Origin of the sequence: Mucilaginibacter gilvus (genome assembly GCF_004054195.1) — a bacterium.
Taxonomy (GTDB): Bacteria; Bacteroidota; Bacteroidia; order Sphingobacteriales; family Sphingobacteriaceae; genus Mucilaginibacter; species Mucilaginibacter gilvus.
In genome coordinates, this window is the sequence record NZ_SBIW01000012.1 from 182925 (window position 1) to 203326 (window position 20402).

The 20402-nt window shown below is 46.3% G+C and carries 20 protein-coding genes and 1 tRNA gene; 16 read left to right on the plus strand and 5 right to left on the minus strand.

Annotated features, from left to right (window positions below):
* Window positions 1-11 precede the first annotated feature (11 nt).
* The 7 genes from EPL05_RS20625 (at window position 12) to EPL05_RS20655 (ending at window position 7454) form a co-directional block, all read left to right on the plus strand.
* On the plus strand, window positions 12-776 hold the full coding sequence (locus EPL05_RS20625; RefSeq protein WP_128535890.1) for an SDR family NAD(P)-dependent oxidoreductase: 765 nt from the start codon (window positions 12-14) through the stop codon (window positions 774-776).
* Between the two features lie 6 nt (window positions 777-782).
* Window positions 783-1640, plus strand: coding sequence for a fumarylacetoacetate hydrolase family protein (locus tag EPL05_RS20630; protein WP_128535891.1), 858 nt, complete (start codon window positions 783-785; stop codon window positions 1638-1640).
* Window positions 1641-1690: 50 nt separating this feature from the next.
* Window positions 1691-2440, plus strand: coding sequence for a (Fe-S)-binding protein (locus EPL05_RS20635; RefSeq protein ID WP_128535892.1), 750 nt, complete (start codon window positions 1691-1693; stop codon window positions 2438-2440).
* Window positions 2437-3798 carry a lactate utilization protein B gene (locus tag EPL05_RS20640; protein ID WP_128535893.1) on the plus strand — a complete coding sequence of 454 codons (1362 nt, stop codon included), beginning with the start codon at window positions 2437-2439 and terminating at the stop codon, window positions 3796-3798. The genes EPL05_RS20635 and EPL05_RS20640 overlap by 4 nt, the downstream gene beginning before the upstream one ends.
* A 150-nt stretch (window positions 3799-3948) precedes the next feature.
* Window positions 3949-4545, plus strand: coding sequence for a LutC/YkgG family protein (locus EPL05_RS20645; protein ID WP_128535894.1), 597 nt, complete (start codon window positions 3949-3951; stop codon window positions 4543-4545).
* A gap of 155 nt (window positions 4546-4700) precedes the next feature.
* Window positions 4701-5357: a hypothetical protein gene (locus EPL05_RS20650; protein WP_128535895.1), complete on the plus strand. Its 657-nt coding sequence runs from the start codon at window positions 4701-4703 to the stop codon at window positions 5355-5357.
* A gap of 123 nt (window positions 5358-5480) precedes the next feature.
* Window positions 5481-7454 (plus strand): sialate O-acetylesterase, encoded by a 1974-nt coding sequence (locus EPL05_RS20655; RefSeq protein ID WP_128535896.1) that lies wholly within the window; start codon window positions 5481-5483, stop codon window positions 7452-7454.
* A gap of 3 nt (window positions 7455-7457) precedes the next feature.
* Here the strand turns inward: EPL05_RS20655 and EPL05_RS20660 are convergent, their stop codons facing one another.
* Entirely contained in the window at window positions 7458-8327 is an 870-nt protein-coding gene (locus tag EPL05_RS20660) for an AraC family transcriptional regulator (RefSeq protein WP_128535897.1), read from the minus strand.
* A 188-nt stretch (window positions 8328-8515) separates the two neighbouring features.
* Here EPL05_RS20660 and EPL05_RS20665 point away from each other — a divergent pair, with 188 nt between their 5' ends.
* The 3 genes from EPL05_RS20665 to EPL05_RS20675 all read left to right on the plus strand — a co-directional run bounded on the left by EPL05_RS20665 (window position 8516) and on the right by EPL05_RS20675 (window position 11857).
* Entirely contained in the window at window positions 8516-9295 is a 780-nt protein-coding gene (locus tag EPL05_RS20665; protein ID WP_128535898.1) for an L-fucose dehydrogenase, read from the plus strand.
* A gap of 19 nt (window positions 9296-9314) precedes the next feature.
* The gene (locus tag EPL05_RS20670; RefSeq protein ID WP_128535899.1) at window positions 9315-11579 is read left to right on the plus strand and encodes a glycoside hydrolase family 95 protein; all 2265 of its coding nucleotides are present in this window, start codon (window positions 9315-9317) and stop codon (window positions 11577-11579) included.
* 205 nt (window positions 11580-11784) lie between these two features.
* A tRNA-Phe gene (locus EPL05_RS20675) sits at window positions 11785-11857 on the plus strand.
* A gap of 174 nt (window positions 11858-12031) precedes the next feature.
* Here EPL05_RS20675 and EPL05_RS20680 read toward each other — a convergent pair.
* A complete protein-coding gene (locus tag EPL05_RS20680) occupies window positions 12032-13498 on the minus strand; it encodes a sensor histidine kinase (RefSeq protein ID WP_166727771.1) in 1467 nt (488 codons plus the stop codon).
* Window positions 13499-13956: 458 nt separating this feature from the next.
* Between EPL05_RS20680 and EPL05_RS20685 the strand changes: the two genes are divergently transcribed.
* Together EPL05_RS20685 and EPL05_RS20690 are read left to right on the plus strand one after the other, a co-directional pair.
* A complete protein-coding gene (locus EPL05_RS20685) occupies window positions 13957-14280 on the plus strand; it encodes a hypothetical protein (RefSeq protein ID WP_128535901.1) in 324 nt (107 codons plus the stop codon).
* A gap of 2 nt (window positions 14281-14282) precedes the next feature.
* Window positions 14283-15005, plus strand: coding sequence for a DoxX family protein (locus EPL05_RS20690; protein ID WP_128535902.1), 723 nt, complete (start codon window positions 14283-14285; stop codon window positions 15003-15005).
* Window positions 15006-15019: 14 nt separating this feature from the next.
* On the opposite strand, the gene EPL05_RS20695 is transcribed toward EPL05_RS20690, so the two are convergent.
* Both EPL05_RS20695 and EPL05_RS20700 read right to left on the minus strand, forming a co-directional pair.
* Complete coding sequence (locus EPL05_RS20695) at window positions 15020-15601, minus strand: TetR/AcrR family transcriptional regulator (protein ID WP_128535903.1); 582 nt, start codon at window positions 15599-15601, stop codon at window positions 15020-15022.
* A gap of 67 nt (window positions 15602-15668) precedes the next feature.
* Window positions 15669-16418: an SDR family NAD(P)-dependent oxidoreductase gene (locus EPL05_RS20700; RefSeq protein WP_128535904.1), complete on the minus strand. Its 750-nt coding sequence runs from the start codon at window positions 16416-16418 to the stop codon at window positions 15669-15671.
* A gap of 392 nt (window positions 16419-16810) precedes the next feature.
* Here EPL05_RS20700 and EPL05_RS20705 point away from each other — a divergent pair, with 392 nt between their 5' ends.
* Genes EPL05_RS20705 through EPL05_RS20715 form a run of 3 tightly spaced genes read left to right on the plus strand, consistent with a single transcriptional unit; the run spans window position 16811 to window position 19386 of the window.
* A complete protein-coding gene (locus EPL05_RS20705) occupies window positions 16811-18109 on the plus strand; it encodes a (Fe-S)-binding protein (protein ID WP_128535905.1) in 1299 nt (432 codons plus the stop codon).
* 23 nt (window positions 18110-18132) lie between these two features.
* Window positions 18133-18570 carry a DUF2750 domain-containing protein gene (locus EPL05_RS20710; protein WP_128535906.1) on the plus strand — a complete coding sequence of 146 codons (438 nt, stop codon included), beginning with the start codon at window positions 18133-18135 and terminating at the stop codon, window positions 18568-18570.
* A gap of 21 nt (window positions 18571-18591) precedes the next feature.
* A complete protein-coding gene (locus EPL05_RS20715) occupies window positions 18592-19386 on the plus strand; it encodes a (Fe-S)-binding protein (RefSeq protein ID WP_128535907.1) in 795 nt (264 codons plus the stop codon).
* On the opposite strand, the gene EPL05_RS20720 is transcribed toward EPL05_RS20715, so the two are convergent.
* On the minus strand, window positions 19381-19842 hold the full coding sequence (locus EPL05_RS20720) for a hypothetical protein (protein WP_128535908.1): 462 nt from the start codon (window positions 19840-19842) through the stop codon (window positions 19381-19383). The genes EPL05_RS20715 and EPL05_RS20720 overlap by 6 nt on opposite strands.
* Before the next feature lie 71 nt (window positions 19843-19913).
* On the opposite strand from EPL05_RS20720, the gene EPL05_RS20725 reads away from it, so the two are divergent.
* The gene (locus tag EPL05_RS20725) at window positions 19914-20399 is read left to right on the plus strand and encodes an ABC transporter ATPase (RefSeq protein WP_128535909.1); all 486 of its coding nucleotides are present in this window, start codon (window positions 19914-19916) and stop codon (window positions 20397-20399) included.
* The last annotated feature ends 3 nt before the right edge of the window (window positions 20400-20402 follow it).

The following is a 20402-nucleotide window of genomic DNA, read 5'->3' on the forward strand; positions in this document are numbered from 1 at the left end:
TCAGATAAAGCATGTTTAGCTTAATAAATAAAAGCGCCGTAATAACCGGTGGCGGCAGCGGGATAGGCAGAGCCATAGCCCTGTTGTTTGCCAAACAAGGCGCACAGGTACACATCATAGAACTGAATGCCGACGCCGCTACAGGCGTGGTGGAAGAGATAGCCGCCGCAGGCGGACAGGCAAAGGCTTACGCGGCAAACGTTGCCGATCAGCAGGCGGTTGTGGCTATTTTTAAAGAGATAGGCGGGGTAGATATCCTGGTGAATAACGCGGGCATTGCCCATGTGGGTAACCTGGAGAACACCGCTGAGGCTGACCTGGACCGTGTGTATAACGTAAACGTAAAGGGCGCTTATAACTGCCTGTACGCCGCTGTGCCTTTGATGAAGCAAAATGGCGGCGGTGTTATCCTCAACATGGCATCGATAGCTGCGCATGTGGGGCTTACCGATAGGTTTGCTTACAGCATGAGCAAGGGCGCCATCTTCGCCATTACCTTATCCGTAGCACGCGATTACATGCCCGATAACATCCGCTGTAACAGCATTTCGCCGGCGAGGGTGCATACGCCATTTGTAGATGGGTTCATCGCCAAAAACTACCCGGGCAAAGAGGACGAAATATTTGAAAAATTATCAAAAAGCCAACCCATCGGGCGTATGGGCAAGCCGGAGGAAATTGCTTCGTTGGCGTTGTACCTGTGTTCGGATGAATCCGGTTTTATAACCGGGACGGATTACCCTATTGATGGGGGTTTTATTACTTTAAATAACTAACAAGAGATGAAACTGATAAGATTTGGCAACGCCGGTAAGGAAAAAGCAGGCGTAAACATAGATGGTGTTAACTACGATGCATCTTTTTTGCAAAGCGATTACGATGAGAAATTCTTCGGGCGCGGCGGCCTTGCCGAGCTGGACGCTTACATAAAAGCGCATCAAAGCGAATTGATACCAATCCCCGAAGGCAGCCGTTTGGGCAGCCCTATCGCCAGGCCGTCGAAAATTGTATGCATCGGCCTTAACTATGCCGATCATGCCAAAGAAACCAACGCGGCAACACCAACCGAGCCTATCATCTTCATGAAAAGCACTACCTCGCTGGTTGGGCCAAACGATGATATCATGGTCCCCAAGAACTCGGTAAAAACCGATTGGGAAGTGGAGCTTGCTGTGGTTATCGGCAAAAAAGCATCTTATGTAGACGAAGCCGAAGCAGCGGACTATATCGCAGGTTACGTTTTGCACAATGATGTATCCGAACGCGAGTTTCAGCTGGAGCGAAATGGTACCTGGGATAAAGGTAAAGGCTGCGACACCTTTGCGCCGATGGGCCCGTATTTGGTTACACCCGATGAAGCCGGCGATGTAGATGCCATGCGCCTGTGGCTCACCGTTAACGGTACCAAAATGCAGGATGGCAATACTTCCAACTTTATTTTTAAAGTGCCTTTTGTAATATCCTATATCAGCCAGTTTATGACATTGCTGCCGGGTGATGTGATCTCTACCGGTACGCCGGCAGGTGTTGGGCTTGGCTTTAAACCACCCGTATACCTAAAACCCGGCGATGTGGTTGAATTAGGGATAGATGGTTTGGGTACTTCGAGGCAGGAAGTGGTGGCTTACACCAAAGCTTAAGGCATACAGTACAGGACAATTTAATGATATGAATACTGCAGATTTGTAACATGAGAGTAGGTTTGTTCATCCCCTGTTACGTCGACCAGTTTTACCCCAACGCGGCTATCGCTACGCTGGAGTTGCTGGAAAAACTTGGCGTAACGGTTGGCTACCCTGCACAGCAAACCTGCTGCGGGCAGCCCATGGCAAACTCGGGTTACGAACATTTAACCGGCGGCTGTAACGATCTTTTTGTAGACAACTTTGCGGAATTTGATTACGTGGTTTCGCCATCGGGCAGTTGTGCTTTACACATTAAGGAACACCTGCACAGCCACAATAATGAGGAAGCCGCCACCGGCATCCGCAAAAAAATATACGAGCTTACCGAGTTTTTAACCGACGTTTTAAAGGTGGAAAAACTGGATGCGAAATTCCCGCACCGGGTTGGCCTGCACCAAAGCTGTCACGGGCAACGCGGCCTTAAACTGGCGCAGATGACGGAATTAACCGCGTCGCCATTCTCCAAACCCGGGAGCTTGCTTGGTATGGTAGAAGGTGTGGAGCTGGTCCCCCTGAACCGTGCCGATGAATGCTGCGGTTTCGGCGGTACGTTTTGCGTGGCCGAGGAAGCGGTATCGGCAAAGATGGGGAAAGACCGTGTTGCCGATCATATTCAAAACGGCGCGGAGTACATCACCGCTGCCGACCTCAGTTGCCTCATGCACATGGAAGGCATCCTGAAAAGGCAAAAAAGCGGGGTAAAGGTGATCCACATTGCCGAGATCCTAAACGGCGTAAAGGAAACAGTAGCATGAAAGATCACGCCCAACTATCTGAAGTGTTCAATAAAGACGAACAGCGCGTAGACTGGCACGATGAAACTCTTTGGTTTGTCCGCCAGAAACGTGATAAGGCCTCGCACCAGATCCCCGATTGGGAAGAGTTGCGCGAAGCCGCCTCGCAAATAAAACATAATGTACTGTCCAACCTTAGTAATTACCTGGAGCAGTTTGAGCAGCAAGCCATCAACAACGGCATTAGGGTGCATTGGGCGGCTGATGCAAAAGAACATAACCACATTGTTCATAGTATTTTAAAGCGACATGGCATCAGCCAGATGGTGAAAAGCAAATCCATGCTGACGGAGGAATGCCACCTGAACCATTACCTGGAAGAGCAGGGCATTAACGTGGTAGATTCCGACCTGGGCGAACTGATTGTGCAGTTGGCTAAAGAACCACCAAGCCATATCGTGCTTCCTTGTATCCATAAGAAAAAAGAAGAGATAGGCGATATATTCCACGAATTTTTGGGCAGTGCCAAAGGTGAGGCCGACCCGCAGGTATTGACCGAAACCGCCCGCATCCATTTGCGTAATACTTTCTTATCCCGCAGGGCAGCGCTTACCGGCGTTAACTTCGCGGTAGCCGAAACTGGCGAGTTTGTGGTGTGCACCAACGAGGGTAATGCAGATATGGGCGCGCACCTGTCAGACGTGCATATTGCCAGCATGGGAATAGAAAAACTGATCCCTAAACGCAAGGACCTGGGCGTGTTTTTGCGCCTGCTTACGCGCAGCGCTACCGGGCAACCTATCACCACCTACAGCAGCCACTTTAAAAGGCCAAGGCCGGGGCAGGAGATGCATATTGTATTGGTTGATAACGGTCGAAGCATTCAATTAGGCCGCGAAGATTTCCGCAATTCGCTCAAGTGCATCCGTTGCGGGGCCTGTATGAATACTTGCCCGGTTTACCGGCGCAGCGGGGGGCATAGCTACCATACCGCCGTTGCTGGGCCCATCGGGTCTATCCTCGCACCGAACCTGGATATGAAGCAATATGCCGATCTGCCCTTTGCGTCCACGCTTTGCGGATCGTGCAGTAACGTTTGCCCGGTGAAGATAGATATCCACGAGCAGCTTTATAAATGGCGGCAGGTAATTATAAAAGAGGGCTACGGCGATAAAAAGAAAGCAGCAGCCATGCAGGCGATGGCTTATACGCTGTCCTCGCCAAAGATCTACCGCATAGCAGGCAAGGCCGGGCGTTGGGTAATGAAACATACCCCATTTGCCGTGGGCAACCCCCTGAACCCCTGGTACAAGCAACGCGATATGCCGGATGCACCGAAGGAGTCTTTCGGGGAGTGGTATAGGAAGAATAGAGAGTAGTGGGTGGTGAGTAGTGAGTAGTGAATGGTGAGTGGTAAGTTGTGAGTAGTGAATGGTGAGTTGTGAGTAGTAGGTAGTGAGTGATGAGAATAGAAATGCAAGAGGCAATACAGGTAAAATAAATTCGACATTGAACATTCTAAATTCGAAATGAATAGCCGTGATAAAATATTAGCAGATGTACGCCGTAACCAGCCGCCTTTGGTGGCTGCGCCGGATATGGCTGTGTGGGAAGAGAAGGCTGCAGCTAAAGGCGCGTTGCTGGAAACTTTTGCCACAGTCGCGGGTAACGTAGGCAGCAGGGTTGTGCTTGTTGATAGTATTGCCGAATTGAAAGCACATTTGGTGATTGCGCCGGGCGCACGGGTGTTAACCTCTATACCCGGATTATTGGATCTTGCCAAAGATGCCGCCTTGTTTGCCAACAACGCTCCGCACGAAATGGAGAATGTAGAGCTGGCCATTCTGCAGGCCGAGTTTGGCGTTGCCGAAAACAGCGCTCTTTGGGTTACCGAAAAACAAATGGGTACCCGCGTGCTGCCCTTTATTTGCCAGCATTTAGCGTTGGTTGTTAAGTCGACAGATATTGTACCCGATATGCACGCCGCCTACCTGCGTACCCAGGGTACCGACCATGGCTTCGCTGCCTTCATTGCTGGTCCCTCAAAAACAGCCGATATTGAACAATCTTTGGTGCTCGGCGCACACGGACCGAGGAGTTTGGTGATATTTGTTTTGGTGAGTTAATAAATCATAAAATGGTTTAATTAACTTTGGTTACCATTTAATTAATCATGCTTTCCCTTATCAAAGTCCCGAATTATAAACACTGGACATGTCTTTTTGTATCTATAGCCATCGTTTCTTCTTGTATTAGCAACGCAAATAAACCGGCCGTGACTGTGAAAGATAAATTTGTGAAACCGAGAGCCGTTGAGCGGGAAACTAAAAGAAAGGATAGTTTAAAAGCTGTCCTTAAATCAAATCTTAATTTTTTTGCAGATAGTTTGCTGGGGGGCAACCAAGCTCCCGTTCAAGCGTATATGAAGCGGTACCAACCCGACACTTGTGGGATACTTACCTATAAAAACGACCGTTTAAAAGAGAACTTTGAAGGGATTGCTACGGTGAGAAAAATAAACGGCGACAAAGGGCGCGATAGTGTAGTTGTTATTCCGCCATTTAATTATTGCGACGAGGGTGACTCTTACTTTTTTAACGACCAGAAATTGCCCAGGCTTTATACCCAATCTAATTGCTGCCATCCGAATAATTTATTTGTTGTTGAGGATATTGATGAAGATGGTACCCGGGAAATTGGTATATTTTATTCATCGTGCACAAGTCGTTTTAAAGCATTAAATATTTATAGCCTTCAGCAAAATGAATGGGTAAAAATAGCCGAGTCTACGTTTGATATTTTCACCAAAGATCCTGGCAAAGTTAAGTTCAATACACTGGTACGAAAAATAAAAAAAGGGGAATTTAAGGTATGCAATTTCAATGATGGAAAAACTACTTGGGAAACAATAACTATGAAAGCAGTGCTGCGCCGATAAAAATAATTAATAATACAAATAATTAGGTGAATCAACTTGCGTAATCATTTTAGCAATATGAAAAAGCCAATGATGCTCTTTATTTCACCAAATAAAAACCAATATTTGCCTAACCTTAAAATTATGAAAATCCTTCGCGTCCTCCTCCTTACCACGCTTGTGGCTACCGGCTTTTGTGCCCATGCTAAAGTTATTCTGTCTTCTGCATTTTCCGATAATATGGTGCTGCAGCAAAAAACAAAAGCCGCTATTTGGGGCAAGGCTGAGCCGGGTAAAACGGTAAGCATTACCACTACCTGGAGCAGTAAACATTACACAGCTATAGCCGGTGCCGATGGTAAATGGAAGGTAATGCTGGCTACGCCATCTTACGGCGGTCCTTATGATATTACGGTTTCTGATGGCGAGGTCATTACACTAAAAAATATATTGATAGGCGAAGTGTGGATCTGTTCTGGGCAATCCAATATGGAGTTCCCGGTTTCGGGCTGGTCGCAAGTGGTAAATTACCAGCAGGAACTGGCCGATGCGCAGTACCCCAATATCCGCCTTTTACAAGTGGAGCATGTGGTAAGCACCGTGCCTTTGGACGATGCCAAAATAACCGGCGGCGGCTGGCAGCCATGCACCCCGCAAACGGTGGCGCAGTTTTCGGCGGTAGCTTATTTCTTCGCCCGCAATATCTATAAAAAAACGGGTATCCCAATAGGGCTCATCCATTCGTCATGGGGTGGCACTATTGTGGAAGCATGGACCAGCGAGAACACAGTAAAGCAACTGCCCGACCTGGCCAAAGCTTACGACAGGATGAAGACCCTTACTAAAGAACAAAGCCAGGCCCTCTACAATACCGAATCTACAGCGTGGCAAACCAATGTAATAGCGAAGGACGGCGGCTACCAAAACGGCGTACCTGTTTGGGCCGCCCCAAGTATAGATACTGCCGGATGGAAAACTGTGCAGTTACCCGGTGCCTGGGAAACTTCCATACTGCCAGATTTTGATGGCATCGTATGGTTCCGTAAAACGATTACCATCCCCGAAAGGTGGGCCGGTAAATCGGTGCAGGTAAGTTTGGGTGCTATTGATGATGCCGATATCACTTTCTTAAACGGCGAAAAAATAGGCGAAACCAACTTTTATGCCGCGCCGCGTAATTATGTGATCCCGGCAGAAAAGGTAAAAGCGGGTGAGTTTGTACTGGCCGTACGTGCTTTTGACACCGGCGGCGACGGCGGTTTTACCGGCAAAAAAGGCGTAATGTTTATACAAAGCGGCACCGACCGTATCCAATTAGATGGAGCATGGCAATATAAGGCAGCGGTAGATTTTAAAGGTTTCCCCTCGCCGGTATTTAATGATGGGCCAAACCGGCCATCTGTATTGTACAATGGGATGATCAATCCTTTTATCCAATACGCGGTAAAAGGCGCTATATGGTACCAGGGCGAGGCAAATACCAACAGGGCGCAACAATACGCGGAACTGTTCCCGGCTTTAATAAACGATTGGCGCCGCGATTGGAACAACCCAAAAATGCCTTTCTACTTTGTGCAACTGGCCAATTTTATGCCGGCGATTCCGCAACCCATGCCCTCTGCCTGGGCCGAACTGCGCGATGTGCAATCTGTTACCCTGGCTTTGCCAAACACGGGCATGGCTGTGGCCATAGATATTGGCGAAGGCGCGGATATTCACCCCAAAAATAAACAGGAAGTTGGCCGCCGGCTGGCGCTTATCGCCCTGGCAAAAAACTACGGACAAAGCGACGTTTATACTGGCCCGGTTTACAAATCTTCTAAAATTGATGGCAGTGCAATCAGCATAAAACTAAAACATGCCGATGGACTTAACGCCAAAGGCGGCGGTGCCCTTACGGGTTTCGCTTTAGCCGGTGCCGACCAAAAGTTTTACTGGGCCGATGCCGTAATAGATGGCGATAAAGTAACGGTAAGCAGCCCCAATGTGAAAAACCCGGTTGCTGTAAGATACGCCTGGGCCAATAACCCGGTTTGTAACTTAGTTAACGGGGCGGGCTTGCCTGCATCACCGTTCCGTACGGATAGTTGGCAGTACAGCACTTTTGGCAAAAAGTAAGTGCTACTTTTTAACGTAACACTTCTGATAGCTTAGGGGGCTTTTTCCGGTTATCTCTTTAAAATATTTATGAAAGCTGGCAAAATTATAAAAGCCGCTTTCATAACATATTTCCTTCACGTTCATTTGGTTGTTGATGAGTAGCTTACAGGCGCTGCCCACCCTTATCTCGTTAATAAAGCGCGAGTAGGTTTTTTTGCTGCGCGATTTAAAATATTTACAAAATGAATTTGGGCTGATATTGGCAACGGCGGCTATTTCATCAAGCGTTATCTTCTTTTTGAAATTTACGATGGAGTAGTTGTAAATAGCGTTGATGCGGTCCTTCTCCGATTCCTGGAAATTGTGCGCGAAACCCAATGATGCCAATATGTTGTTCTCCCCGCCGCCGGCAATTGCAAGCAATACTTCCATCAGCAGGATAATTTTACGCGGTCCCTCGGCAAATACCACCTGTTCTACCAGGCTGCCCACCTTATTGAGATTGGCGCCTGTTATCTGTATGCCCCGTTTAGATTTATTGAGGATGTTTTTGATCTCCTTATTTTCGGGAAGCTCCAGGAACTGGTCGCCCCAAAAATTCTCATTAAAATGCACCACGCTCACATCCGCGGTAACATCGGCATCGCCATGAAAATACACTTCGTCAAACTTCCAGTAATGCGGCAGGTTAGAACCAACCAGCACCACATCGCCGGTGTTAAACTGGGTGATGCAATCGCCTATAAATTGGGTGCCGCTGCCTTTTTTAAAGTAAACCAATTCCACTTCGGGGTGGTAGTGCCAATGGTTATTCACATTGGGCCTGGTATCGCGCCGCGCATTGAACGACTGTACCATGGTAGTGGATACTTTTAATAATTGGGGCTTCATTGTAAGTAATTGGTTGGATGAATGTACAAAAATTCAACATTAAAGTTACAAAACCTGCATATGTTTTTAACTAAATACAATATCGCTTAATGTTTTGATCAAAGAATAAAATGTTGGGCCTGCAACAAAGCCTATACTTGTATTGAATAATACCAATTATACCTGCCTTACCGGCATTTTTTTCTATTATGGATCTACAATTAAAGGACAAAGTAATTATTGTGACCGGCGGTGCCCGCGGTATAGGCAAAGGCATAGCTGTGCTGCTGGCAAAGGAGGGCGCTATCCCCGTTATTATCAGCCGCACCGAAGCGGAAAACCTGAAAACGGTAAACGAAATTGCAGCTGCCGGCGGTAAAGCCTTCCATTTTGTGGCCGAACTATCAAACCCCGACGCTTGCCGCCAGGCGGTTGAAAACGTAATAGCCGAATTTGGCAGAATAGACGGCCTGGTGAATAATGCCGGCGAGAACGATGGCGTGGGCCTGCAAAACGGCGGCTACGAAAAATTTATGGCTTCGCTGCATAAAAACCTGGTGCATTATTATTTAATAGCGCACCATGCTTTGCCCGAGTTGATCAGATCGCAGGGTAGTATCCTCAATATAACCTCTAAGGTGGCAGATACAGGGCAGGGCGGTACATCAGCTTATGCGGCTGCCAATGGTGGGCGCAATGCCTTGACAAGGGAATGGGCTGTGGAGCTATTGCCGCACAATATCCGCGTAAATGCCCTTGTGGTGGCCGAATGCTATACACCGCTTTACGAGCGCTGGTTAAGCACCCTGGAAAACCCCGAAGAAAAACTCGCCTCTATTGTTGAGAATATTCCGCTTGGAAAACGGATGACGACTGTAGAGGAAATTGCTAATACCGCGGGGTTCCTGCTGTCACCTCTTTCCAGCCATACCACCGGGCAAATAGTATATGTGGATGGCGGGTATGTACATTTAGACAGATCAATTTAAAACCTCACGATAATTACAGATGAAAGCCATATCCAACCTGAACCTGAAGTTTGCTGCCTTTGTATTATGTATCGGGAGCTTGCTTATTGCAGGCAACGCTTCCGCCCAAAATTTAAAGCTATGGGACGATAAGCCTGCTAAAGACTGGATGACCGACGCTTACCCCATTGGCAACGGCCGCATAGGGGGGATGGTTTTTGGCGGTGTTGCCAGCGAGCATATTCAGTTTAATGAGATAAGCCTTTGGACCGGCGACGAGAACGAAACCGGCGCTTACCAGGCTTTTGGCGACCTTTTTATCAACTTCCCGCTTTTTGATACCGTTACCAGCAATTACCGCCGTGAGCTGGATATCAGCAGGTCGGTTATGTGCATTGGATACAACACCGTAGCCAAATATAGTCGCGAGTATTTTTGCAGCTTCCCCGATAAGGTAATGGTGCTGCATTATACGGCCGATAAACCCGGCGCTTATTACTCAGCGGGGATTCAATTAAAGGATGCGCATAAAGGTACAGTTACGGCTGAGGGCGCCACCTTGCAGATAAACGGCAAGCTGGACAACGGCGAAGTATATAGTGCCACCGCCAAAATTATTTTAGATGGTGGCAAACTCAGCATCGGCACCGATGGTAATGGCGGCCAGCAACTCAATATCAGCAAAGCAAACGGCTTTACCATATTGCTTTCGGCTGCTACCGACTACAGCAACAAACGCGAAAATAAATGGAAAGGCGAAGACCCGGCCGTAAAAGTGAAGGGTATTATCGCATCGGCATCTGCCAAAACATACCCGCAATTGTTGGCAAGGCACATTGCCGATTACCGCGCGTTATTTGGCCGCGTCTCTATAAACCTCGGCACTAAAAAAGCTGCGCAAAGCACCGTACCCACCTATCAGCAAATTCTGAATTATAAAAAAGGCGGCGATACACAGCTGGAGGCACTGCTTTTTCAATACGGGCGGTACCTGCTTATCAGTTCATCCCGCAAGGGGGGGCTGCCCGCCAATCTGCAGGGCCTTTGGAATAACAGCAATAACCCACCATGGCGCAGCGATTATCACTCCAATATCAATATCCAGATGAATTACTGGCTGGCGGAACCTACTAATTTGTCAGAATGCCATTTCCCATACCTCGATTTCATCAACAGTCAAAGGGCAGTGAAAACCGAAAGCACCGCCAAAGAATACCCCAATACCCGCGGCTGGACGGTGCGGACAGAGAACGGCATCTTCGGCTGCTCCAGCTATTTATGGAACACGCCAGGCAGCGCCTGGTATGCACAGGCACTTTGGGAGCACTACGCTTTTACGAAAGACAAAGAATACCTTAAAAACTTCGCTTACCCTATCCTCAAAGAAATCTCGGAATTTTGGGACGACCATTTAAAGCGCCGCGATGATGGTACGCTGGTATCGCCCTTGGGCTGGTCGCCGGAGCATGGGCCAACGGAAGATGGTGTAACTTACGACCAGGAAATTGTATACGATCTGTTTACCAATTATCTATCAGCAGCGGATATATTGGGGCTGGATAAACCCTACCGCGCCCACATTGCGTCCTTAAAAGAGCACCTGCTGAAACCCAAAATTGGCAAGTGGGGCCAATTGCAGGAATGGGAAACCGACCGCGACGACCCAAAAGATACGCACCGCCATGCATCGCACCTGTTTGCCCTGCACCCGGGCAGGCAGGTCAGCGTTATCACCACACCTGACCTGGCCAAAGCGGCCAAAGTAAGTTTGTTGGCCCGTGGCGACGAATCTACGGGTTGGAGCATGGCCTGGAAGATGAACTTTTGGGCACGCCTGCAGGATGGCGACCATGCGCATACCATCCTTAATAATTTTATAACGCTTGTAGGTGGGGGAGGGGTTGATTATAACCACGGCGGGGGCATTTATGCCAACCTGTTTTGCGCGCATCCGCCGTTCCAGATAGATGGCAACTTTGGCTATACCGCCGGCGTTGCCGAAATGCTGCTGCAAAGCCAGGCCGGAGAAATTCAACTATTACCCGCCTTGCCAAAAGCCTGGGCAGATGGCAGCGTGAAAGGCCTGCGTGCCCGCGGTAATTTCGAAATAAGCAATATGCAATGGAAGGCAGGCAAGGTGGTGAAGGTATCTATCAAATCGTTATCGGGCGGCGATTGTATTATACGAAGCGCAAATAAACTAAAGCTGGCCGGCGAAGGTAAATTTAACCGCGATGGTAGCGACGCGCAGGTAATAAACCTTAAAACCGTGGCGGGCAAAACGTACGTGTTTACCGGTATGTAAGCGCGATATTTAAAAAAGGCTGCGGGGGAAGTCCGCCAGCCCCATAAAAGTGTAAATTATTTATAAAAAAATCCAAGTTTAAATGCCTGAAATTCAACCCACCGCCACTCGTTACAGCTCTTTTTGACTAAGGCGGATAAACTAAATTGAAAAAAAACTTTCCATTTTTAAAAAAAACGCTACATTTGCAAACCTTAAACGGAGCGGTATCATAGCTCAGTCGGTAGAGCAAAGGACTGAAAATCCTTGTGTCGCTGGTTCGATCCCAGCTGATACCACAAAATATCCCATATGGGATTTTAAGTCGAAAATTTATATAAGTCTTCAGCGTAAAAACTGGAGGCTTTTATTTTTACTGAGAATTTATAAAAGGTCATTACATTGTTGTTATACAAGGTGTATTGACTGTTCGTGGGAGGCCATGGGAGGCTTATGCCATTTCATCCATTACTTTATAAAATAATGGTAAACTCAGAACCCCGCCCCGGCTCGCTTTTTATGGATATGCTGCCTCCAAAGGTTTCAATCTGATTTTTTGTCATAAACAGGCCAATTCCTTTACTGTCGTAGCCTTGGTGAAAAGTTTGATGAAGTTTAAAGAGCTGATTTGAATGGCGGGCCAGATCTATTCCAATGCCGTTGTCTTTAAAAGTAAGCCGTGTTTTGTTATCTGTCAATTCCGAGCTGATCTCGATGAATGGCTGTTCATCTTTTTTGCTGTATTTTAATGCATTGCTTATCATATTATAAAATATGCTCTCCAGGTAAACTTTAGGATATTTTAACCCGGGCATTTTCAGGTTCATTACAATACTTGCTTTTTTTGAGATCATTTCCCCTTTTAGCATATGTTCTACTTTGCTGATTATTTCAGCGAAGCTGCAATCATCAAAAGGGATCTGTGTATTCAGCCTCACTTCCATTATGGCTACTAATTCGGTAAGCGTATCAATTAAATCTTTGCTGGATTCCTTTAGCAAAGCAAGAAAGTCCAGCTTTTCCTGGTCCGAATCGGATTCGAGCACCATGTTAATTAGCATCTGGATGCTACCTGCCGGGCCCCGCAGGTTATGGGCAACAATTTTGTTAAATTCCTCAAGCTGGCGTATTTTGCCTTCCAAATCCACAGCAGTATAAGTTAATACATTATTCTTTGTTTCAATTTCATGATTCAGATTTTTTGTTTCGGCTATGCTTGAATTTAGGTCCGACTCTGTACTTTTCCAAACACGATGAATTACATTTATCATTTTGCCATATTGCCACATAATAACAGCGCATAAAAGGGAAGTAATAACAACAAAAATTGCCATACTAAATTCGCTGTTATATAAGCCTTTCCTTTGTCCTGTTAAACTCAAATAGCCTATAACAAAAGGTATCAGAATAATAAGTGGAAGGGTTTTGCGGGTAACAATACCTCCAACGGATTCGGAGGTGATAGTTTTCATAAATCCTTGGCGGGGATGAATAAAAAGCACCAAGGCGCCTAATAAGATAAAGCATACCGCGGTGTGGATTGCCATAGGAGTAATTACCGAAACGCCAATTATAGAGTTTAAATTAAAAAGGTATGCGCAAATGTAAATTGAGCTAACCGACAAGGCCAGCAGGCTCATAAGTTGCGAAAGAGCGATTACTCGCAGTCCTCTTTTTGTTGAAAAGTAAAGCGCTACAGCAATAAGAACAAAGTTAACAACGGTTGCCACCGCCATTTGGTTGCCTTTCAAATTACTGGTAAACAGAAATGCATCAGGTTTAAAATTAGTAAAGAATACAAGGTCAGATATTTTCAGTGATAAAATTCCGAAAGTGATAATGGCAATGGCCGTTTTTATGGCGGTGGAATACCGGTTTTTATGCGAGCTTAACATACCGCCGGCAAATAAAATAAATAGGGCAGCAGTTAATGGGTTCATGGAAATATAACCCTTTAAAACGCTCTTAAATACAGACAGATCTAACACCCAGCCGCATAAGGCGATACCAGCAATTAAAATTACCCCGAAGCAAAGGTACTTGGATAATGTTTGGAATATTTTAGGAAACATTTAAAATTAAATAAACTGAAAAACTAAAACAATATTATTAAAACATGCAATATTATTAGTCTGCATAATATTATCCCGGCATGGCTTACTGCTATTGATACGTATAGATAATATTTAGGTTACTTTATTTCAATTAAAGGAATGAAAATCCTTGGCTCGCTGCTTAGATATAATTTCGGCCTAATCTATTTTAGCAGCAGCTTTAGGTATACCCAAGGCTTTCAATCATTCCCAAATTCTTTTTTCGCTAACCCTTGTAAATGCTAATCTATTTTTAATGACTTTGTAATGCAAAGTACTTTTATTTAATTATAAAACTTAACAGTATGAAAATCTCAAGAACCAAATTCGTCATTATCTTCCTCGTTTCGGCGTTTGCCTTTCAAGTTATCTCTAATTTACTTTTAGGGCCCGTAAACCATGGCGAGTGGTTCCCGGGGACCGATTCACCGATAGCCTGGAAGCATACCTTAGCCGCCATTTTATACCCTATAAAAATTGTGTTGGTAGGGCCCCTGGCACCAATATTTAACGATCCGGACCCGGCACCACCTGTTCGGTTACTTGCCTGTGCTATCTACTGGACCGCCATCGCATTAGTTCTCCATTTTCTGCTCAGCAAAATAATCACTCGTAAAAAAGAGAAATAGTTATGAGTAGACTCGAAGAAATATATTACGAGGCAAAGGCCGACAAATGGCTTAAGCGTTTTGCTGTTTTTTGCCGCGTTGCCCTTGCAGTTGCCTTTCTTATTGCAGGCTTTGTTAAAATTATGGGTGAACGGTTCGCCGCCGGTTTGCCGTCCAATAACCCTTTAGGGCATTATTTCGACGCCTTATATATAACGGGTTATTACTATACCTTTATTGGAATTGGTCAGGTTATAATAGCTATATTAATACTCATCCCGAGAACTTCGCTTCTTGGTGCGCTGATGTATTTTCCTGTCATCATCAATATTTTGGTGCTTACCTATGCTACCCGTTTTGACGGTACCCGGGAGGTAACGATGATGGCATTGGCAAACTTGTTTTTATTGGTTTGGGATTATGACCGGCTAAAACACATCTTGCCATTTAAACAGCCCGAAACAGATGCTCCTGTAGTAAAAAAGCCTTTAGGTGTGCGCCTTCGAATTATATTTTTTGGGGGTTCCTTTGCAATTGTGGCGTTTATTATAGCCGGTACTTTTTATTTATTTGAGATAGTGCCGGGCAACTCCGAAGCTGAATGTATAAACCAATGTGCCACCAGCAAAAACCCGGCGGCTTGTAAAGTTTTTTGCGATTGTATTTATAAACAAGGTAAACCGCTGGATAGCTGTTTGGCAGCGTTTAATAAGGCGAAAGATCTTCGCAAGGTTGATGGGAAGTAGTAATATAGCGGTTGTTACCCCAACACCGATACCGTTAGGTTAATAATATCATCGAAAACAGCCCGCTCGTTGGTAGACTTTGCGGTTACCTGCACGCCTTTTATGGTATTGAACATAAATCTGGCCAGCGCTCGCGCGTCCTGCTTGTTGGTAATCTCTCCTTTATCCTGTCCGTTTTTTATAACGGTATAAAATACTTCCTCTATCTGCTGGTCGTTCTTCTGGATCATGCAGCTTACCTCCTTATCATGCAGTGCTACCTCCACTTCGGCGTTCACCATAAAGCAGCCTTTCTGGCTTTTATCGTTCAAAAGGTTATCTATAACATACTCCAGTAAGCGTTTGATAGTTTCCTTAGCCGTTTGTTCGCCACAGATGATCTCACGGAATTTTTCCGAATTTAAGCCCTGATAACTCTCCAGTGCTTTTATAAAAAGCGTGTGCTTATCGCCATAGGTATCGTACAGGCTGGAGCGGCTAATGCCCAGGCCATTCACCAGGTCATGCATAGAAGTACCATTATACCCTTTTAACCAGAATATGTTTACGGCCTTGTTAAGTACCTCTGCTTCATCGAAATCCTTCGTTCTTGCCATAACCTTAAATAGCTTTGCTTAATATTAAGCAAAGCTATTCAATTTAAAATGTTTATTGAACAGGTAATTACCTTACGCCGCCACCAGCAAGCAAGGTTTCGTTGGTTAACCAACGCGAATCTTCAGACGCCAGGAACACGGCTATTAAAGCGATATCTTCCGGCTGACCGATACGGCCCAATGGAGTGGTTTTTACGGCTTCGTGATGAAAATCGCTGCCGATAAAGCCTGCTGTGTGCGTGCCTTCGGTCTCAACCATACCCGGGTTAATAGAGTTTACCCTGATGTTTTTTGAGCCGAGCTCTTTTGCCAGTACGTGAGTAATGGCATCAACCGCGCCTTTGGTAGCACTGTAAACAGCACTGCCCGCAGGGGTAATGTTGCTCACTACCGAACCAATGTTGATGATGCTACCACCATTAGGGTTAAAGCTGGCCACTGCACCCTGTGTAGCTAACAGCAAACCAAGCACATTAGTATCAAACTGATTGTGGAAATGTTCTTCGGTGATCTGCTCTATCTGGCCAAATTCGTACACGCCTGCATTATTTACCAATATATCGGTAGGGCCAAAGGCTTTCGCGGTTTCGTCAAACAAACGGGTAACATCGGCTTTGCTTGATACGCTGCCCTGTACCGCGATGGCTTTACCACCGGCGGCAACAATTTCATCAACAACTTTATCAGCACCGGCTTTTGATGATGAATAATTTACTACTACCGAAGCGCCTGCTGCTGCAAGGCTTTTTGCTATACCTGCGCCAATACCTTTAGAGGCGCCTGTTACTACTGCTACTTTATTTTCTAACTTTTTCATTTTTAGTTTCTGATTAAATTTTGTTTATTGGAATAATCGTTCCGCAAATATACAACGTAGCGGAACGAACGTTCCGCTATTTTAAATTATTATTTTGGGGTGACAAAGACACGATTTTGGGATGGAGGGATTAACACAATTCTTGACCTTCCCGTCATGCCGAATTTATTTCGGCACCCCATTTGCAAAGTATCCGATGTGCAAAGTAGCCAACATATGTAGTCGCTTTGCGTGCTGGTTACATTATGGGTGTTTGCCGGGTGACTGAGTTTATATTCTGCTCATTCTAATATTCTGTAAATTCTGATTCAGACAAATACTGAACATTTAAACAATCTTCACAAACATTAAAAGTAATTTATACTTTAGCTTTAAATTACTATGCACGCATAATGATAGGACAGGTTATTTTCATCATCATTCTATTAGCCGCCGTTTACCTGTTTGGTAAAAACGTGGCCCAAGTAAGGCGCAATATTTTGCTTGGTAAGGATACCGACAGGAGCGATAACCCCGCCGCCCGCTGGAAAATAATGGCAAAAGTGGCCCTTGGGCAAACCAAAATGGTGAAACGCCCAACCGCCGCGGTGATGCACTTCTTTATTTATGTAGGTTTTGTGATCATCAACCTCGAAGTGCTGGAAATCATGATCGATGGCATCTTCGGTTCGCACCGGGTGTTTTCTAAACCGCTTGGTAGCTTATACGGCCTGCTGATAGGCGGCTTTGAGGTACTGGCGCTGCTGGTGCTGTTATCCTGCGTGGTGTTTTTTGCGAGGCGTAACCTATTAAAGTTGAAACGCTTTAGCGGTACCGAGATGACGACCTGGCCAAAATCCGACGCTAACTATATCCTCACTATCGAAATTTTGCTGATGACGGCCTTCCTCACCATGAACGCCGCCGATTATAAATTACAGGCCCTGCACTTTGGGCATTATGTTACCGCAGGGAGTTTCCCGGTGAGCGCCTTAATAGCACCTTTGCTGCCGGCTGGTGCTTCGGCTTTGGAAACTATAGAGCGGGGCTGCTGGTGGTTCCATATCATAGGCATCCTGGCGTTTTTAAATTACCTGCCGTATTCCAAGCATTTCCACATTCTGCTGGCTTTCCCCAATGTGTATTATTCTAACCTGGAACCTAAGGGCGAATTTAGTAATATGGGCTCCGTTACCAATGAAGTAAAGGCTATGCTGGATCCATCCTTTGTGCCCGAAACTACCGAGGTGAGTCGTTTTGGTGTGAAGGACGTAACCGACCTTACCTGGAAGAACCTGATGGAAGCTTACACCTGTACCGAGTGCGGCAGGTGTACATCCGTCTGTCCGGCTAACATTACGGGTAAGCTGCTCTCGCCCCGTAAAATTATGATGGATACCCGCGACAGGCTAACCGAAGTAGGCAACAACATAGATAAGCACGGCAAGGATTATATCGACGATAAAACTTTATTGGATAACTACATCACCCGCGAGGAATTGTGGGCCTGTACCACCTGTAATGCCTGCGTAGAGGCTTGCCCGGTGAACATTAACCCGCTGGAAATTATTACGGAGATGCGCCGCTACGTGGTGATGGAAGAATCGCAGGCACCGGCCAGCCTCAACAATATGTTCGGCAATATGGAAAATAACGGCGCCCCATGGAAGTATAGCCAGGCCGACCGGTTTAATTGGGCAGAGAAAGAATAATAGATAGTATAGAACGAACAGGAATGGCAAACGACAGCACTACAACAGAAAGAGATTATCAATTATTCATCGAACGGGTGGCCGCATCAAAACTGGTGTGGGGATTAAAAAGTAAGAATGGCTGGGCAAATTCCCATTCGGCAGATAGTGAGGATACCGATGTGGTGCCTTTTTGGTCGGAACGGGCGTATGCCAAAGCTTGCGCACGGGATGACTGGAAGGATTTTACACCTACCGAAATTCCGCTGGGGCAGTTTTTAGAGAACTGGTGCGTTGGCATGGCCGAGGATGATACGCTGATAGGCATCAACTGGGACCCTAAAATGCAGGGCGAAGAGGAAGACGCTTTAGGCATCGCGCTCGATGTATTGAACCAGTTAAAAGTGATCAACTCGGCTATTAAGTTTGTAAACTATACCAGCATAGATGACTTTATTTCCCAAATAAGTGAAGAAGAATAACGCACCTATGAACTATCAACCATGAACCATGAACTAACAATACCAACCATGGCCCAAATGGCTGCCGAAGGCAACGCCCCCGAAATACTTTTCTGGGTGGGCTGTGCCGGCAGTTTTGACGAGCGAGCGCAAAAAATAACCAGGGATATTTGCAAGATACTACAGCATGTAGGCATCAGCTATGCCGTACTGGGTACCGAAGAAAGCTGCACCGGCGACCCGGCCAAACGTGCGGGAAACGAGTTTTTGTTCCAGATGCAGGCCATGGGCAACATAGAGGTATTGAACGCTTACAACGTTAAAAAGATAGTAACGGGATGCCCGCATTGCTTTAACACCATAGCCAACGAATACCCGGGCCTTGGCGGCAATTACGAAGTGATCCACCATACCCAGCTGATCCAGGGCCTCATCAACGATGGCAAGTTAAAGGCCGAAGGCGGCGAAAGTTTTAAAGGCCGCCGCATCACCTTTCACGACCCATGTTACCTGGGCCGCGGTAACGGCGTTTACGAAGCGCCACGCGCCGCCCTCGAAATATTGGATACCGAACTGGTAGAAATGAAACGCTGCAAAAGCAATGGCCTTTGCTGCGGTGCAGGCGGCGCCCAAATGTTTAAAGAACCCGAACCTGGCAAAAAAGACATAAACGCCGAACGCATGACCGATGTACTGGAAGCCGGCGCGCAAATAGTAGCCTCCGGCTGCCCCTTCTGCATGACCATGCTGAGCGATGGCGTAAAGCACATCAACAAAGAACAGGAAATAAAAGTGCTGGATATTGCCGAGATAACGGTACTGGCTAATGGGTTATAGCCCCTTCTGCCTCAAAAAAATCAACGCCTGCTTCAAACTATCCAGCCTGCCAGGCATTAATTTCTTTACGGGGATGTTGAGCGTGGTGGCCATGGAATCAAGGTCGCCAATGGGGTTGCCGTACGTTTGGATGATGATATCGTCTGTTTGGGTTTGCACTTGGAGGGTATCGGTCAGTTCATTCCCAGGCAGATAATTTAGGCCGCTGAGGCGTTTGATATTGAACGAATAATACTCTTGGTTTCCCTGTTGATAAGTTTTTCGCAGGCGGATAAAATGGTCGGTGGTGAGCATGATCTCCCACTTGGTGATGTTAGTTTCGCCGGACGGGTCGTAGCTTTCGGTAAGTGCCTTGGTGCCCCAGCTTACCCATTGCTGCTCATCCATAAATGCTCCAAAGCCGTATAAAACGGGCATTGTCAATAATAACAGTACAGTGGTTAATGCTTTTTTCACCTTCGGTAGAATTGATGTTAGCATGACAACAAATAATACTCCTAATTTAATAAATTGAATAAATTTGCTCTATGGAATTTTCTTCACACTCGAGAGTTTGGGTATACCAGTCCGACCGTAAATTAACTGATGCCGAAGCCCTGCAAATACAGGTGCAGCTGGATAATTTTACCATCGGCTGGACGGCTCACAACAACCAGCTGAAAGCTAAGGCCGAAATACGGTACAGCCGCTTTTTGATACTGATAGTAGACGAAAGCCAGGCAGGCGCAAGCGGCTGCTCGATAGATAAATCGGTGAATTTTATGAAGCAGCTGGAGCAGCAGTTCGGGCTCAGTCTGTTCGATAGGTTTAACCTGGCCTACCGCGATGGGGAAGAAGTGCTTTCCGTTCCGCGCCAGCAATTTGAAGAACTGCTAAAACAAGGCAAGATCAATACCGAAACCATCGTTTTTAACAACCTGGCCCAAAACGTAACGGAACTGCAAACCAAGTGGGAAGTGCCGTTTAAAGATAGCTGGCACATACAATTGTTTAGGGATTTGGTGGTTGTGTAGAAG

Coding starts and splice junctions, on each gene's coding strand:
- EPL05_RS20625 (WP_128535890.1), top strand. CDS start 12: ATGTTTAGCTTAATAAATAAAAGCGCCGTAATAACCGGTGGCGGCAGC.
- EPL05_RS20630 (WP_128535891.1), top strand. CDS start 783: ATGAAACTGATAAGATTTGGCAACGCCGGTAAGGAAAAAGCAGGCGTA.
- EPL05_RS20635 (WP_128535892.1), top strand. CDS start 1,691: ATGAGAGTAGGTTTGTTCATCCCCTGTTACGTCGACCAGTTTTACCCC.
- EPL05_RS20640 (WP_128535893.1), top strand. CDS start 2,437: ATGAAAGATCACGCCCAACTATCTGAAGTGTTCAATAAAGACGAACAG.
- EPL05_RS20645 (WP_128535894.1), top strand. CDS start 3,949: ATGAATAGCCGTGATAAAATATTAGCAGATGTACGCCGTAACCAGCCG.
- EPL05_RS20655 (WP_128535896.1), top strand. CDS start 5,481: ATGAAAATCCTTCGCGTCCTCCTCCTTACCACGCTTGTGGCTACCGGC.
- EPL05_RS20660 (WP_128535897.1), bottom strand. CDS start 8,327: ATGAAGCCCCAATTATTAAAAGTATCCACTACCATGGTACAGTCGTTC.
- EPL05_RS20665 (WP_128535898.1), top strand. CDS start 8,516: ATGGATCTACAATTAAAGGACAAAGTAATTATTGTGACCGGCGGTGCC.
- EPL05_RS20670 (WP_128535899.1), top strand. CDS start 9,315: ATGAAAGCCATATCCAACCTGAACCTGAAGTTTGCTGCCTTTGTATTA.
- EPL05_RS20680 (WP_166727771.1), bottom strand. CDS start 13,498: ATGAACCCATTAACTGCTGCCCTATTTATTTTATTTGCCGGCGGTATG.
- EPL05_RS20685 (WP_128535901.1), top strand. CDS start 13,957: ATGAAAATCTCAAGAACCAAATTCGTCATTATCTTCCTCGTTTCGGCG.
- EPL05_RS20690 (WP_128535902.1), top strand. CDS start 14,283: ATGAGTAGACTCGAAGAAATATATTACGAGGCAAAGGCCGACAAATGG.
- EPL05_RS20695 (WP_128535903.1), bottom strand. CDS start 15,601: ATGGCAAGAACGAAGGATTTCGATGAAGCAGAGGTACTTAACAAGGCC.
- EPL05_RS20700 (WP_128535904.1), bottom strand. CDS start 16,418: ATGAAAAAGTTAGAAAATAAAGTAGCAGTAGTAACAGGCGCCTCTAAA.
- EPL05_RS20705 (WP_128535905.1), top strand. CDS start 16,811: ATGATAGGACAGGTTATTTTCATCATCATTCTATTAGCCGCCGTTTAC.
- EPL05_RS20710 (WP_128535906.1), top strand. CDS start 18,133: ATGGCAAACGACAGCACTACAACAGAAAGAGATTATCAATTATTCATC.
- EPL05_RS20715 (WP_128535907.1), top strand. CDS start 18,592: ATGAACCATGAACTAACAATACCAACCATGGCCCAAATGGCTGCCGAA.
- EPL05_RS20725 (WP_128535909.1), top strand. CDS start 19,914: ATGGAATTTTCTTCACACTCGAGAGTTTGGGTATACCAGTCCGACCGT.